This is a genomic window from Paraburkholderia flagellata, from assembly GCF_021390645.1.
GTDB classification, from domain to species: domain Bacteria; phylum Pseudomonadota; class Gammaproteobacteria; order Burkholderiales; family Burkholderiaceae; genus Paraburkholderia; species Paraburkholderia flagellata.
Window position 1 is genome coordinate 2,052,611 of record NZ_JAJEJT010000001.1, and the last position, 13,829, is coordinate 2,066,439.

A 13,829-nucleotide genomic window follows, 5' to 3' on the forward strand; every position below is an offset into this window, starting at 1 on the left:
CTTCTGGCCCCAACCAGACTGACTCCGCCCAGGCGGCCCCGCCCGAATTAGCCACCGTGATTACCCATGTCCGCCGCACGCCCCCAGCCGCCTTCCGCCGCCGCACCGGGTAAAGCCCGTCGCCGCATGCGTCCGTTGCCCAGCATCATCTTCATGAGCCGCTGGCTGCAGGTGCCGCTCTATCTGGGCCTGATCGTCGCGCAAGCCGTGTACTGCGTGCTGTTCCTCAAGGAGGTCTGGCACCTCGTGAGCCACGCCACGACGCTCGACGAAACCAGCATCATGCTGGCCGTGCTCGGCCTGATCGACGTGGTGATGATCTCGAACCTGCTCATCATGGTGATCGTGGGCGGCTACGAAACCTTCGTCTCGCGTTTGAATCTCGAAGGCCATCCCGACGAGCCCGAGTGGCTCGACCACGTGAACGCCGGCGTGCTCAAGGTGAAGCTCGCCATGGCGCTCATCAGCATTTCGTCGATCCACCTGCTCAAGACCTTCATCAATCCCGACGCCGCTTCGGCGCATACGGTGATGTGGCAGGTGATCATCCACGTGGCGTTCCTCGCGTCCGCGCTCGTCATGGCGTGGATCGACCGCATCACCACGCACACGCACCCCGAACACTATCAGGAGCTCGCCGCGCGCCATCCGGTGCCAGGCGGGCATGCCGCTGCGCGTCAGGCGGTTCCCGAGCACGCCGAGTCGGACTGATCGGCGCACGCTGCAAACACTATTCAAAACACCCGTCCCCACAGAAGCTAGCCATGACCGTCATCAAACAGGAAGACCTCATCCAGAGCATTGCGGATTCGCTGCAATACATCAGCTACTACCATCCGCAGGACTACATCGAGGCGCTCGGCCGCGCGTACGAGCTCGAAGAGAGCCCGGCCGCGAAGGACGCCATCGCGCAGATCCTCACGAACAGCCGCATGTGCGCCGAAGGCCGCCGCCCGATCTGCCAGGACACCGGCATCGTCACGATCTTCGTGAAGGTCGGCATGGACGTGCGTTGGGACGGCGCCACGATGGGCGTGACCGACATGATCAACGAAGGCGTGCGCCGCGGTTACCTGAACCCGGACAACGTGCTGCGCGCCTCGATCGTGAGTCCGCCCGAAGGCGGCCGCAAGAACACGAAGGACAACACGCCGGCCGTCATCCACTACGAGATCGTGCCGGGCGACAAGGTTGATGTTCAGGTTGCGGCCAAGGGTGGCGGCTCGGAGAACAAGTCGAAGTTCGTGATGCTCAACCCGTCCGACTCGATCGTCGACTGGGTGCTCAAGACCGTGCCGACGATGGGCGCGGGCTGGTGCCCGCCGGGCATGCTCGGCATCGGCATCGGCGGCACCGCTGAAAAGGCGATGCTGATGGCGAAGGAATCGTTGATGGAGTCCATCGACATCCAGGACATCATCAAGCGCGGTCCGAAGGACTGGATCGAAGAGCTGCGTGTGGAACTGCATGAGAAGGTCAACGCGCTCGGCATCGGCGCGCAGGGCCTGGGCGGTCTCGCCACCGTGCTCGACGTGAAGATTCACGCAGCACCGACGCACGCGGCTTCGAAGCCGGTCGCGATGATCCCGAACTGCGCCGCCACGCGCCACGCGCACTTCGTGCTCGACGGCTCGGGCCCGGCAAAGCTCGAAGCGCCCTCGCTCGACGCATGGCCGAAGGTCAACTGGGAACCGAACACGGAAACGAGCAAGCGCGTTGACCTCAACACGCTCACGCCGGAAGAAGTCGCTTCGTGGAAGCCGGGCCAGACGCTGCTCCTGTCGGGCAAGATGCTCACGGGCCGCGACGCCGCGCACAAGCGCATCGCCGACATGCTCGCCAAGGGCGAGAAGTTGCCGGTGGACTTCAAGAACCGCGTGATCTACTACGTCGGCCCGGTCGATCCGGTGCGCGACGAAGTGGTCGGCCCGGCAGGCCCCACCACGGCCACGCGCATGGACAAGTTCACGGAGCTGATGCTCTCGCAAACGGGCCTCATCTCGATGGTCGGCAAGGCCGAGCGCGGCCCTGTCGCGATCGAGGCGATCAAGAAGCACAAGGCGGCTTACCTGATGGCGGTTGGCGGCGCGGCTTACCTCGTTTCGAAGGCGATTCGCGGCTCGAAGGTCCTCGCGTTCGAAGACCTCGGCATGGAAGCCATCTACGAGTTCGACGTGCAGGACATGCCGGTGACGGTCGCCGTCGATTCGTCGGGCACCTCGGTCCACAAGACCGGCCCCGCCGAATGGCAAGCAAAGATCGGCAAGATTCCGGTCGCCACGGTTTGATGCCTGCCTGATGCCTGTTTAAAAACCGGGGCCTCGCGCCCCGGTTTTTTATTGCGCTACGCAAAGCGTACTGAGATTAATTCTCAGCACTGAGTTAATCGCCGATATTTACCACAATTCACCGTAGATTCGGCCTTGGCTTTTGTGTATTGAGCGTTTATTGTTGGAAACCAGTCACCGCCCCACAAAGAAAGGAACGACTATGCAAGGCGACAAGAAGGTCATCGAATATCTGAACGCGCAGCTCAAGAACGAGCTCACGGCTATCAATCAGTATTTTCTGCATGCCCGCATGTACAAGCACTGGGGCCTCGAGAAACTCGGCAAGCATGAATATGACGAATCGATCGGCGAAATGAAGCATGCCGACTGGCTCATCGAACGTATTTTCATGCTCGACGGACTGCCGAACCTGCAAGACCTGCACAAGCTGCTGATTGGCGAGGAAACCAAGGAAATCATCGAGTGCGATTTGAAGCTCGAGCAGATTTCGCAGTCCACCTGCAAGGAAGCGATTGTGTATTGCGAATCGGTGCGTGATTTCATTTCGCGCGAAATCTTCGTGAAGATTCTCGACGACACCGAAGAGCACATCGACTGGCTCGAAACGCAGCTCGACCTCATCGGCAAGATCGGCATCCAGAATTACCAGCAGTCGGCCATGGGTTCGGTAGAATCCTGATCGCACGCCTCGCGCCTGCCGCGCATCCGTCCGCCCTGACGGTTGCGCCACAAACCCTTTTGCGCCCATCCCCGTGAACCTACCGGCCTCTTCCAGCGCTGCGCCCGTCGGCATTTTCGACTCCGGTCTCGGCGGCCTTTCGGTGCTGCGCGCCGTGCGCGCGCTGCTGCCCGCTGAACGGCTCGTGTATGTCGCCGACTCGCGCTACGCGCCGTATGGCCAGCGCGATGACGACTTCATCGCCGACCGCACGCTCGCGATCTGCGAATGGCTCGTCGCGCAGGGCGCGAAGGCGCTGGTGGTGGCCTGCAACACGGCCACGGCGCAGTCCATCGCGCTCGTGCGCGAGCGGCTCGCCATCCCGCTCATCGGGGTGGAGCCTGGGATCAAGCCGGCGGCGCTGGTTTCGAAATCGCGCGTGGCAGGCGTCCTGGCCACCCAGGTCACGCTGCGCAGCGCGCGCTTTCAGGCGCTTGTGGAGCGCCACGCGGCCGACCTGCGCGTGCTGTGCCAGCCGGGCCATGGCCTCGTGGAGGCCGTGGAGCGCTGCGATATCGGTTCGGCAGAATTGCTCGCGCTGCTGCGCTCGTACGTCGAGCCCATGCTCGACGCGGGCGCCGACACGCTCGTGCTCGGCTGCACGCACTACCCGTTTCTCGACACCGCGATCCGCTCGATCGTCGGCGAACGTATGACGCTCGTCGACACGAGCGTCGCCATCGCGCGGCAACTCGAACGCGTGCTCGAGCAGCACGGCCTGTGTGCGAGCGGCGAGCCTGCGGGCGCCGGCGCCGACGACATTCGCTTCTGCTCGACGAGCGACGGCGCGCATTTGCACGAACTGGCCGCCGCGCTTCTGGGTCTCGACGCCAATGTCGAACGCGTGGCCATCCCCTCGCGCCGCACGAGGGAACTGGAAACCAACGCGGCCTGACGCGCCGGCGCCACACCGAGCGCGATTCCGGGTTTTCGACTCGCGCTTCGCCGGGTGTTCGTGTTTCAACCCCGTTTCAGCGTACCTGGCTCATCTCTGTCGCCCCACCTGGCTCCCGCCAGCAGCCCGCTGGCAAGCTCCAGCGGCAATGCGCAATCCCAACTGGACTGTCGTCACGGCAACCGCTAGCCGGCCTGCCAAACGCCTTGGCGAACGTCCCACCCTCCCTGGCGTTTTCTGACGCAAAGCAAAACCCCTGCTAAGCATCCGGTTTTGTTACAAAAAATCCGTCCACCCGCTTGCCAAACCCGACAAACATAATGATAATAATTCGCATTAACTCTCTCTATTGCGGTCCATCATGATTGTCTGCGTTTGCAAATCCGTCTCCGACCGGACGATCCGCGCCTCCATCGAGGAAGGCATGGATTCTTTCGACGAGCTGCAGTTCGAGCTCGGCGTCGCAACCTGCTGCGGCAAGTGCGAAGAATCCGTCCGTGACGTGATGGCGCAAAGCGGTGTCTGCGCGAGCCGCTGCGGGGTGACGCAGCCGGCACACCCCGCCGTGGCCCCGGTTCCGCTCACGTTTTACGAGCGCAAGGCTGCCTGAAGCCATGGCGCGCATCCGGCCACCGATGCGCGCCCGCCCTACCCGCCCGCTTAGCCAAAGGCGGACGTCAACCCGCCGCCGACAGCAAGCCCGTCTCTCGACCAGCCAGCTACCGCTCGTGACCCTGAAAGGAGATCGTGATGGAATTGCTGATCGGATTCGTAACGACGCTGTGCATCTCGCTGTTGATCTTTCGCAAATAAAGCTGCCCGACACGACGCGCCGGTTCGCCTGCGCGCCGCCGTCCGCATGGCAGCCACGCTAAACATGCAGGCTTTCCAAACCACCGCTGGCACGCTGCCGTCTTCCTCCGTTCGCGTCAATCGCCGTGTCGTCACGGCGAGCGCGATCGTGGTCGCGCTGCATGCCGCGCTCATCGGCGTCGTGCTGATGAAGCGCGAACCCGTGACGCCCGTCGCACTGCAGTCGCAGACGATGACGGCCGAACTGCTCAAGCCCGAGCCCGTCGCCGCACCCGCTGCGATTCAGTCCACGCCCACACCGCCTCCGCCCAAGCCGGTCCCGCACGTGACGCGCGAGAAGCCGAAGGTTCAGCCCAAGCCCAAGCCAACTCCGCTGCCCGTGGCTGAAGCGCCCTCTCAGCACGCGATCGAGTCGGCCGCGCCTAACGCGCCTACGCCGCCGGCTCCCACGCCGCCCGCGCCCGCGCCGCAAGCCGCCGTGGCTACCGACGCCAAGCCGACCATGGCGCTTTCCGCGCCGAAGAACGTCTCGCACCTCGACTGCCGTATCGTGCAGCCCGACTATCCGACGCTCTCGCGCAGACGCGGCGAAACGGGCACGGCCTTCGTGCACTTCGTCGTGGGCCTGACCGGCAAGATCGAGAACATCGAACTGAAGAAGACGAGCGGGTCCGCCCGCCTCGACGACGCCGCGCTCGACGCAATGCGCCAAAGCTCGTGCAAGCCGTACCTGGAAAACGGCGAGGCCGTCCGGGCGGCCTACACGCAACCATTCGAGTTCAGCCTGAACGATTGATCGGCTGAAGCCACACGCTTCCATGAATTGAATAAAGAGGACCAAGAATGCAGAACTACGGTATCGCCCACGTCTGGGCGCAAGGGGATTTCGTGACGCGCGGCATCGCGCTCGCGCTGTTGATCATGTCGGTGCTGTCGTGGTGCGTGATCGTTGTGAAGGGCTGGAACGTCGCGCGACTCAAGCGCCTCACGAAGAACGCCGAGCAGCAGTTCTGGCATTCGGACGATCTCGCCGACGGCGTGAAGAAGCTCGGCAGCGGCTCACGCGAAGACAATCCGTTCCTCGCGCTCGCGCTTTCGGGCCAGGAAGCGGCCGATCATCATCACCAGACGCAGCCGCATCTGCACGACCGCATGGACGTGTCGGACTGGGTCACGCGCTGCCTGAAGGACACGATGGACGAGTCGGTCGCAAAGATGCAAAGCGGCCTCGCCATTCTGGCTTCGATCGGCAGCACGGCACCGTTCGTCGGCTTGTTCGGCACGGTGTGGGGCATCTATCACGCACTGCTTACGATCGGTGCGACGGGACAAACCTCGATCGACGCTGTGGCCGGCCCCGTTGGTGAAGCTCTCATCATGACCGCGTTCGGCCTCTTCGTCGCGATTCCCGCCGTGCTGGGCTACAACGCCCTCACCCGTTCCAACAAGGCGATCGTCACGAAGCTCAACCGCTTCGCGCACGGCCTGCACGCCTTCTTCGTGACGGGCGCGCGCCTCACGTCGACGGCCCGCGGCCAGTCGAAGGACGGCAACGCCGGCAACCTGCGTGTCGCTGCGCGCAGCCATTAAAGAGCGGAGGCAAGCATCATGGCGATGAGCCCCTTTGCCAACGACGACGACGATGGCCTGATGAACGAAATCAACATGACGCCGCTCGTCGACGTCATGTTGGTTCTCCTGATCGTTTTCATGGTGACGATTCCCGTGATTCGTCACGCCGTGAAGATCGACCTGCCGCACGCGAGCAGCCAGAAGGAAGACACGAAGCCCGCGCAGATCAATATCTCGATCGAAGCGGACGGGACGGTGCTGTGGGACGGCACGCAGGTCGACGACGCGGCGCTGAACCAGAAGATCGCCGCCGCGGCGCAAACCACGCCGCAGCCGGAACTGCATCTGAACGCGGACCGCAAGGTGCAATACGAACGCGTTGCGCAGGTGATGTCAGCGGCGCAGAGCGGCGGCCTCACGAAGCTTGGCTTCGTCACCGATCCGGCGCATCACTGAGCGGCTCGGTGCGCGTCACTGCGCGCAGCACGCTTAATTCAGCGGTACAAAGTAAAAGGCCTTCATCGTCAGATGAAGGCCTTTTTTCGTGCGCACGCGGCGCATTCGGGCGGTGGGGCGACTCCCCGACAATCGATCGGTTCACGCCAGCACATGCGACTGCCGTGGGCAACACGGACTGCGCTTTCGGCCCTGAAGGCCCACTATGATAGCGGCCATCAATTCCCGCACAAGACCGGTGCTTGGCGAGAAGGACTTCAATATATTCCTCTCGCTTCGCGCCTACAAGAGGTCGGCCATTGAATGTAGCGATGGCTAGCCACGCTTGCATGCCTAAAAACAAATGGCGCTATACGTTGGGCACAAATGCACTGCGCAGTAACCAGACTTCATACAAGCGCACGCGCGTGCACGTTCGCTAAGCTTCACGCAGTTTCGATTTTGCTAGCGTTCTTTGTGCGTGGCAGCCCAACCGGTGCGCTGGGTGTGCTGCGCCCTTCCGCGTTCGCTGCAAGTGCGGCAATGTCGCTATTCAGCGGGCACTCCTGCTGCAAGCCTTTATCGGCATCGAGCACTTCAACGAGGTAATCGACGAAGGCGCGCACGGCGGGAACCATGCCCTGGCGCGAGAGAAATACCGCATAGAGTTGCGGCACCGGCAGCGTCCAGCCTGGCATCACGGGTGAAAGCTTGCCCGAGCGCAGCGCGGCGCCATACATCATCTCCGGCATTGCGGCGATGCCGAGGCCTTGCAAAGCGGCTTCACGGATCGTCGTGAGGTCCGCGGTGATCAGGCGCGGCTCGTGTTCGTGTGCATGGCGCGTGCCGTCGGGTGCGATGAGCTGGAACACGTGGCGTCCATCGCCCGTGGGCGTATCGAGCGTTTCGAAGCGCGAAAGGTCTTCGGGGGTCAGCGGCGGCGCGTTCTGCGATAGCAGGCTCGGCGCGCCCACCAGCATCTGCTCGGTGCGCCACAGCGGCCGCACCACGATATTGGCGTTCTGCGGCGGCTCCGAGCGCACGCGCAGCGCGATATCCACGGAATCCTCGAACAGGTCGATCACGCGGTTCGTCACGCGCAGCACCACCCGTACCTCGGGATAGCGGTGCATGAATTCCGGAATGATCTGCGAAAAGATGGTCTGCGAAAGCGTGACCGGCACGCTGACGCGCACTGTGCCGCGCGGCGACGAGCGCAGCGATTGAACGACGTTCACTGCGGCCTGCGCCTCGGCAAGCATCGCACGGCAATGTTCGTAGAAAAGCTCGCCCGCTTCGGTGAGCGCGAGCTTGCGCGTGGAGCGCTGTAACAGGCGCACGCCGAGCGAGGCCTCGAGTTCGCTCACCCGCCGCGACAGACGGGACTTCGAGATGCCGAGCACGCGTTCGGCAGCGGAAAAGCCGCCGTGCTCGATCACCTGCGAGAAGTACATCAGGTCGTTGAGGTTATGCGAATCGATTTTCATGTCGTCGTTCCAGCGATGGGACAATCCATTGCGATCAGGCCGTAAAACAGGCCGAATTGGCTACCTATAATAGCGGTTTGTTTCGCATATAACGCAATTCCCACAATTCGAGGTGACATCCATGACCACGACCCGCACGATCGAACGCGTTTATCCCGCGGTTCGCACCACCGAGGGTGGCGGATTCATCGTCCATCGGCCGTTCCCGACCCGCCAGCTGATGGACTTCGATCCGTTCCTGCTGCTCGACGAAATGGGCCCGACCGATTACGCCCCCGGCGAGGCCAAGGGCGCGCCCGACCACCCGCACCGCGGGTTCGAAACCGTCACTTATATGGTCGAGGGCCGCTTCGGCCACAAGGACTCGGCGGGCCACTCGGGCACGCTGAGTCCGGGCGACGTGCAATGGATGACGGCCGGCGCAGGCGTGATTCACAGCGAAATGCCCGACCCCGAATTCACGCGCACGGGCGGCCGCATGCATGGCCTGCAGTTGTGGGTGAATCTGCCCGCGCGCGACAAGATGATGGCGCCGCGCTACCAGGAGCTGCCGACGGAGCAGATTCCAGTGGGCCGCTCGAAGGACGGCAAGGTCTCGGTGAAGGTGATTGCAGGCGAGGCGCTGGGCGCGAAGGCCGCGATCGAGACGCGCACGCCGATCCTCTACCAGCACTTCACGCTCGCGCCCGGCGCGCGCGTGGAGCAGCCGGTGCCGAGCGAGTATCGCGTGTTCGCGTACGGGCTCTCGGGCACAGGACTGTACGGTCCCGAGGCGCAAGCCATCGCCGCCCAGCAGATGGTGACCTTCGCGGGCGACGGCGACACCGTCACGCTCGCCGCCCCGGCTGACGCGAGCGCGCCCATCGACGTGCTGCTGATCGGCGGCGTGCCGCTGAACGAACCGGTCGTGCGCTACGGCCCGTTCGTGATGAACACGGAGCAGGAGATCCGCCAGGCCGTGCTCGATTATCAGGCCGGTCGGATGGGCCGCATCGCGCATTGATGTTGAGGCCGCCCGTGGCGCGGGTGCCGATGCATCGCCACAGGCCCGCCCGGTTTCCGTCACAATAAGGTTTCCGGGGCGCGCACCGCAGCTCGCGCGCCCGTTCCTCTTTAACCGTCCCGCCCGCGAGGAGCGCATGGCCGAACCCGCAGTCACCGCACACATTGGCTCGACGAACTATCAGGTCCAGTTCGACGACGGCACACACACCTGGATCGCCGACGAACCCGCCTCGCTCGGCGGCGGCGACCGCGGACCGTCGCCCTTCTCGCTCTTGCTTTCGAGCCTTGGCGCCTGCACCTCCATCACGCTGAAGATGTACGCGCAGCGCAAGGAGTGGCCGCTCGAAGGCGTACGCGTGAAGCTCACGATGGAAACCGGCAGCGAAGGCACGAAGATCGACCGCCAGATCGTGCTCGAAGGCGCGCTCACCGAAGAGCAGCGCGAGCGCCTGCTGCAGATCGCCAACGCCTGCCCGGTCCACAAGGTCCTCACGAACACGATCGCGATCCGCACGGGTCTCGTCGTCGCGTAAGCGGCGGCACAAGGACACAGACACAGGAAGGCGCCGCCTTGAATTTCGAACACCTCATCCAGATCAACGATCCGCTGAACCCGCTCGTCGAGGCCATGACGCGCGAGCAGCTCTGGGAAGGGCTCGTGCTGCGCGCCGAGCAGCCGCAGCTCTTCGTGATCGGGCTCGACAGCTGCACGATCCTCTCGCGCACCGAAAGCACGATGGAGCGCGAGCTGCATTATGGCCACGCCACGGTGCGCGACCGCGTCACGTTCACGCCCAACGAGAGCGTGCGCTACGACATCATGGCAACGCCCGAGTACGTGGGCGGCTCGCTCACGATGACGATCGAGCAGCCCGATCCGCTGCAGCTCTTTTTGCGCTTCGAGTACCGCACGACCCTGCCGACCGCCGATACCGAAGACGATCGACAGACTTCCGAGATCGTGAAGTCGGCGTATCGCGAGTCGGATATCGACACCGTGCGGCTCATCCGCCAGTTCGTGCAGGGCAACGGCAGCGCGCCTAACGCGCTGCACTGACATCCCTCGGCGTTTGTCGGGCCGCCCTGCGCGGGACGGCAAACGCCGATTCATCACGCAGCATCCGATTCGGCTCAGACTATCGACGCGCTATTTCGATGAATATCTCGTAGTTGAAAATGGGAACGATTATCATTTAGAATCATTCCATCGAATCGAGACAAAGACGTCACGTTCATGACCGAACTGAACCGCACCTCCACGCTAAGCTTGCGCCGCAACGGCAGCTCGGCATTGACCAGCGCGCGGCCGAAACCTGCCGTCGCGCAGCCGGAGCCGCGCCGGAGCGCCGAAACGGCAGTCGCCGCGGCAAGCGACGAGCGGAAACTGGATAGCGCGGCGCTGCTGCAAGGCCGCAGCCATGTGAGCATCATGCACAACGGCGAGACGTATCAGCTGCGGGCCACCCGGCTCGGCAAGCTGATCCTGACGAAATAGGAAACCGCGAGGTTTCAACCGGGTATTGTGGGGACCGCCTCCACCGAGAGGCGTTGGGGCATTAGCCAGCAACGACGGCTTGCACGCGAGATCTAGACCCCTTCGTGCAGACATCCTTCAAGCTTCAAGCCAGCCGTCGAAGCAAGCCACGCCATTTTTTTGTTCTCATACCTGAAACGGGGCGGCGCGCGAAGCGTGAGCCGCCCGAGGCAAGAGCTGCGGCACAGGTCCGCGGCTTTTGCTTTTCTGGCACCGCCACGCGCGACGATGGATACGCTTACTCGACCCCAAGCGCCGCAATGCCCGCACGCGCAATAGCGGCGTCCTGATCGGACTTCACGCCCGAAACCCCTACCGCGCCAACGACATCGCCGTTCACGATTACTGGTACACCGCCTTCCAGCATGCCGGTGAGCGGCGCGCTGAGAAACGCCGTGCGGCCCTGCTTGATGACGTCCTCGTAGACCTTGCTCTCGCGGCGGCCCAGCGATGCGGTGCGGGCCTTGGCCATGGCGATTTCGGCGGTGATGGGCGCGGCGCCGTCGAGCCGGCGCAGATGCAGCAGATGGCCACCATCATCGACGACCGCAATCGTCACGTTCCATTCATTCGCGCGGGCGTGCGCAACGGCTGCGTCGGCTACCCGGATCACGTCTTCATCGGTCAGTACTGCTCGCGTTCGCATGCGTCTCTCCGAAAAGTCAAAAACCGGGTTTGGCGAGATAGCCAACCCGGTTTTTGAGAGTAACACCCAGACTTGCGCCGCGACACGCTGACGCCTCGTATGCCGGCTATATCAGCAGCAGACGAAGAAACACCGACGGATGCTCAGCGCACCCAGCCCCAGAACATGAGCCACCACGCACTGTCCACCACAGCGAGCGCGAGCGCGAAGCCCGCGAGCGCGAGCGCGCGCTGCCAGAACCGCGAGCTGTAGCGGCCCGTCACGCGCCACGCGAGCCAGGCGCTCCAGAGGTTCGTGATGACGAGAATCGCGATGCGCACCTCGGCGGCCCAGTCGAGCGGCACGTGCTCCGCGCGCAAGAGCGAGAGCGTCGTGGCCGAGAGGCCGAGGAACACGCCCGCGCCCGCCAGCGGAATCAGCGACTGCGCGAAATGATGCAGACGCCGCATCTCGAAACGCCCGAGCACGGCCGTCGAGCCCGCGAGAATCGCTAAGAGCGCCGTGCCATAAACGAGCGCCGTCGCCACGATATAGCCGACGATCATCGCGCCGTCGAGCCATGAGAACACGTCGTTCTGCGCCGGGTAATGCGTGAGCAGGAACCACGGCGCGTTGGTGTCGAGCGGCCAGGTGATGTCGCGGTCGATGAGCCAGCCCGCGAGCCACTGCTTGATGCCGATAAACCACGGCGAGCCCGTCCAGTGGAACGCGCCGATCGCCACACCGAGCAGACCGTAGAGAATCAGCGCGGTGTCCCACGGGTTCGCCTGGCTATCGCCAAGCTCGACTACTTCTTCCGCGGGCGAACGCCACGTGAGCGCAATGGCGTCGCGATGGCCGCTGCAGCGTCCGCACATGTGGCACTGCGCGGCGCCCTTCATGTTGCGCAACGGCACGAGCGGTGCGCAGTTCACGGGAATCACGCGATGCCCGCCGTGCTCGCCGTGCGTGTAGGAGTTGCGCCAGGCGTCTTCGTCGACCTTGTAGCGAAACGGCGCGAGACGCGCCAGAAGCGCAAAAACCCCGTTCACGGGGCAGAGATACTTGCACCAGACGCGCTTCTCGCGTCCGTACAGAAAACCGATCACCATCGCGCCGAGCGTCGAGCCGCCCAGCACCAGCAGCACCGCCTTGGGGTACTGGTAGACGCTCACCATTTGACCGTAGATCGTGGTGAGGCCAAAGGCCACGAAAGGCCAGCCGCCCCAACGCATCCAGTGCGGAATCGCGCGGCCGCGCCCGAACTTGCTGGCGAACTCGGTGAGCGCGCCTTCGGGGCAGAGCACGCCGCACCACACGCGGCCGAGCATCACCATCGAAAGCAGCACGAACGGCCACCAGATGCCCCAGAACACGAACTGCGCCGCGAGCGTGAGGTTGTTCCACAGGTGCGAGGTGTCGTCGGGCAGCGGCATGACCGCCGGCACGAGAATCAGGAACGCATAGACGGCAACGACGACCCACTGCACGGCCCGGATCGCCGAGCCGTGACGTTGCATCCACTGGCCCGCCTGGGCGAGCTTGCCAGGGCGCTCTATTGCCTGCGTCGGGCGAGCGGATGCACAACTCATGCTGCCGTCCTCTTCGCAAGTGCACCCGCGCGGCCGGTGGCGCGACGCACGAGGAACCACACCACGAGCCAGTACACGGCATAGGCAATCAGGTTCATGAGCGCCGGATGCGCGCGGTAGCCCGTGAGCGTCGCGACGAGCGAGCCGAAGGTGCTCGAGTCGTCGAGGATCGCCGAGGAGTTCCACATCTGGTCGACGATGGTCGGCAGGATTTCCTTGTCGATCAGCTTGTCCACGCCGGTCTGGAACAGGCCCGCGCCGAGGAACAACAGCATGATCTCGGTGATGCGGAAGAAGTGCCGCCACGAGAAGATCTTGCCGCCCAGCTGAAGCAGATAGAACGTGAGGAACGCCAGCGCGAGGCCGATCAGCACCGCGAAATACTGGCTCGCGTCCACGTGGCCCGACTGACCGAAGCCGAGGCCGTAGAGAAAGATCACCGTCTCGCTGCCTTCACGCGCGATGGCAAGCGCGACGAGAATCGTCACGCCCCACCAGTTCGCGTCGCGCGTGCTCTTTTCCAGCGACTCTTCCATTTCGCGCTTGAGCGTGCGGCCGTGCCGCTTCATCCACAGCACCATCTGCACGATCAGCACGCACGCCACCAGCACCATGCCGGTCTGGAAGTAGTCCTGCGCGTCGCCCGAAAGCACTTCGGTGAAGCCGACCAGCGCCGCGCCGAGGCCGATCGCAGCAAGAATGCCGAACGCCACGCCGCCCCACAGGTACGGCACGCCGCGCCGCGCATCCGCATCGCCGTTTTTCAGCCACGCATAAAGAATCCCGACGACGAGCAGCGCCTCGACGCTCTCCCGCCATACGATGAACATCACCTGACCCATTCAACACCTCCTGCTACCGG

16 protein-coding genes are annotated in these 13,829 nt (G+C 63.9%); 12 read left to right on the plus strand and 4 right to left on the minus strand.

The genetic code is table 11. The annotated features are described in order from the left end of the window. The first annotated feature begins 66 nt into the window (after window positions 1–66). From L0U83_RS09075 to L0U83_RS09110, 8 genes are all read left to right on the plus strand, one after another. On the plus strand, window positions 67–711 hold the full coding sequence (locus L0U83_RS09075; protein ID WP_233882101.1) for a TIGR00645 family protein: 645 nt from the start codon (window positions 67–69) through the stop codon (window positions 709–711). Between the two features lie 53 nt (window positions 712–764). Next, window positions 765–2,288, plus strand: a complete 1,524-nt coding sequence (locus L0U83_RS09080; RefSeq protein WP_233882103.1) for a fumarate hydratase — start codon at window positions 765–767, stop codon at window positions 2,286–2,288. A gap of 202 nt (window positions 2,289–2,490) precedes the next feature. Further along, window positions 2,491–2,970, plus strand: coding sequence for a bacterioferritin (gene bfr, locus L0U83_RS09085; RefSeq protein WP_233882110.1), 480 nt, complete (start codon window positions 2,491–2,493; stop codon window positions 2,968–2,970). Window positions 2,971–3,043: 73 nt separating this feature from the next. Further along, window positions 3,044–3,904, plus strand: coding sequence for a glutamate racemase (gene murI, locus L0U83_RS09090; RefSeq protein WP_233882112.1), 861 nt, complete (start codon window positions 3,044–3,046; stop codon window positions 3,902–3,904). A 361-nt stretch (window positions 3,905–4,265) separates the two neighbouring features. Then, window positions 4,266–4,514, plus strand: coding sequence for a (2Fe-2S)-binding protein (locus L0U83_RS09095; RefSeq protein ID WP_233882125.1), 249 nt, complete (start codon window positions 4,266–4,268; stop codon window positions 4,512–4,514). Between the two features lie 267 nt (window positions 4,515–4,781). After that, window positions 4,782–5,513 (plus strand): energy transducer TonB, encoded by a 732-nt coding sequence (locus L0U83_RS09100; RefSeq protein ID WP_233883818.1) that lies wholly within the window; start codon window positions 4,782–4,784, stop codon window positions 5,511–5,513. A gap of 47 nt (window positions 5,514–5,560) precedes the next feature. Beyond that, window positions 5,561–6,307 (plus strand): MotA/TolQ/ExbB proton channel family protein, encoded by a 747-nt coding sequence (locus tag L0U83_RS09105; RefSeq protein ID WP_233882127.1) that lies wholly within the window; start codon window positions 5,561–5,563, stop codon window positions 6,305–6,307. Window positions 6,308–6,325: 18 nt separating this feature from the next. Further along, a complete protein-coding gene (locus L0U83_RS09110; RefSeq protein ID WP_233882129.1) occupies window positions 6,326–6,745 on the plus strand; it encodes an ExbD/TolR family protein in 420 nt (139 codons plus the stop codon). A gap of 425 nt (window positions 6,746–7,170) precedes the next feature. Here L0U83_RS09110 and L0U83_RS09115 read toward each other — a convergent pair whose 3' ends face one another. Beyond that, entirely contained in the window at window positions 7,171–8,211 is a 1,041-nt protein-coding gene (locus tag L0U83_RS09115) for a LysR family transcriptional regulator (protein WP_233882131.1), read from the minus strand. A gap of 121 nt (window positions 8,212–8,332) precedes the next feature. Between L0U83_RS09115 and L0U83_RS09120 the strand changes: the two genes are divergently transcribed. The 4 genes from L0U83_RS09120 (at window position 8,333) to hemP (ending at window position 10,711) form a co-directional block, all read left to right on the plus strand. Beyond that, on the plus strand, window positions 8,333–9,214 hold the full coding sequence (locus tag L0U83_RS09120) for a pirin family protein (protein WP_233882133.1): 882 nt from the start codon (window positions 8,333–8,335) through the stop codon (window positions 9,212–9,214). 136 nt (window positions 9,215–9,350) lie between these two features. Then, entirely contained in the window at window positions 9,351–9,749 is a 399-nt protein-coding gene (locus L0U83_RS09125; RefSeq protein ID WP_233882135.1) for an OsmC family protein, read from the plus strand. Between the two features lie 38 nt (window positions 9,750–9,787). Next, a complete protein-coding gene (locus L0U83_RS09130; RefSeq protein WP_233882137.1) occupies window positions 9,788–10,273 on the plus strand; it encodes an SRPBCC family protein in 486 nt (161 codons plus the stop codon). Between the two features lie 177 nt (window positions 10,274–10,450). Beyond that, entirely contained in the window at window positions 10,451–10,711 is a 261-nt protein-coding gene (gene hemP / locus L0U83_RS09135; RefSeq protein WP_233882139.1) for a hemin uptake protein HemP, read from the plus strand. Window positions 10,712–10,988: 277 nt separating this feature from the next. On the opposite strand, the gene L0U83_RS09140 is transcribed toward hemP, so the two are convergent. The 3 genes from L0U83_RS09140 to L0U83_RS09150 all read right to left on the minus strand — a co-directional run bounded on the left by L0U83_RS09140 (window position 10,989) and on the right by L0U83_RS09150 (window position 13,809). Further along, window positions 10,989–11,396, minus strand: a complete 408-nt coding sequence (locus L0U83_RS09140; RefSeq protein ID WP_233882141.1) for a heme-binding protein — start codon at window positions 11,394–11,396, stop codon at window positions 10,989–10,991. 143 nt (window positions 11,397–11,539) lie between these two features. Continuing rightward, on the minus strand, window positions 11,540–12,967 hold the full coding sequence (locus L0U83_RS09145; protein WP_233882143.1) for a 4Fe-4S binding protein: 1,428 nt from the start codon (window positions 12,965–12,967) through the stop codon (window positions 11,540–11,542). Beyond that, window positions 12,964–13,809 carry an FTR1 family iron permease gene (locus L0U83_RS09150; RefSeq protein WP_233882145.1) on the minus strand — a complete coding sequence of 282 codons (846 nt, stop codon included), beginning with the start codon at window positions 13,807–13,809 and terminating at the stop codon, window positions 12,964–12,966. The genes L0U83_RS09145 and L0U83_RS09150 overlap by 4 nt, the downstream gene beginning before the upstream one ends. Window positions 13,810–13,829 lie beyond the last annotated feature (20 nt).

Excerpts from the sequence above, each read along its gene's own strand:
- L0U83_RS09120 (WP_233882133.1), top strand. The coding sequence starts at position 8,333 with ATGACCACGACCCGCACGATCGAACGCGTTTATCCCGCGGTTCGCACC.
- L0U83_RS09095 (WP_233882125.1), top strand. The coding sequence starts at position 4,266 with ATGATTGTCTGCGTTTGCAAATCCGTCTCCGACCGGACGATCCGCGCC.
- L0U83_RS09080 (WP_233882103.1), top strand. The coding sequence starts at position 765 with ATGACCGTCATCAAACAGGAAGACCTCATCCAGAGCATTGCGGATTCG.
- L0U83_RS09110 (WP_233882129.1), top strand. The coding sequence starts at position 6,326 with ATGGCGATGAGCCCCTTTGCCAACGACGACGACGATGGCCTGATGAAC.
- L0U83_RS09140 (WP_233882141.1), bottom strand. The coding sequence starts at position 11,396 with ATGCGAACGCGAGCAGTACTGACCGATGAAGACGTGATCCGGGTAGCC.
- L0U83_RS09125 (WP_233882135.1), top strand. The coding sequence starts at position 9,351 with ATGGCCGAACCCGCAGTCACCGCACACATTGGCTCGACGAACTATCAG.
- bfr (WP_233882110.1), top strand. The coding sequence starts at position 2,491 with ATGCAAGGCGACAAGAAGGTCATCGAATATCTGAACGCGCAGCTCAAG.
- L0U83_RS09150 (WP_233882145.1), bottom strand. The coding sequence starts at position 13,809 with ATGGGTCAGGTGATGTTCATCGTATGGCGGGAGAGCGTCGAGGCGCTG.
- L0U83_RS09115 (WP_233882131.1), bottom strand. The coding sequence starts at position 8,211 with ATGAAAATCGATTCGCATAACCTCAACGACCTGATGTACTTCTCGCAG.
- L0U83_RS09145 (WP_233882143.1), bottom strand. The coding sequence starts at position 12,967 with ATGAGTTGTGCATCCGCTCGCCCGACGCAGGCAATAGAGCGCCCTGGC.
- L0U83_RS09100 (WP_233883818.1), top strand. The coding sequence starts at position 4,782 with ATGCAGGCTTTCCAAACCACCGCTGGCACGCTGCCGTCTTCCTCCGTT.
- hemP (WP_233882139.1), top strand. The coding sequence starts at position 10,451 with ATGACCGAACTGAACCGCACCTCCACGCTAAGCTTGCGCCGCAACGGC.
- L0U83_RS09105 (WP_233882127.1), top strand. The coding sequence starts at position 5,561 with ATGCAGAACTACGGTATCGCCCACGTCTGGGCGCAAGGGGATTTCGTG.
- L0U83_RS09075 (WP_233882101.1), top strand. The coding sequence starts at position 67 with ATGTCCGCCGCACGCCCCCAGCCGCCTTCCGCCGCCGCACCGGGTAAA.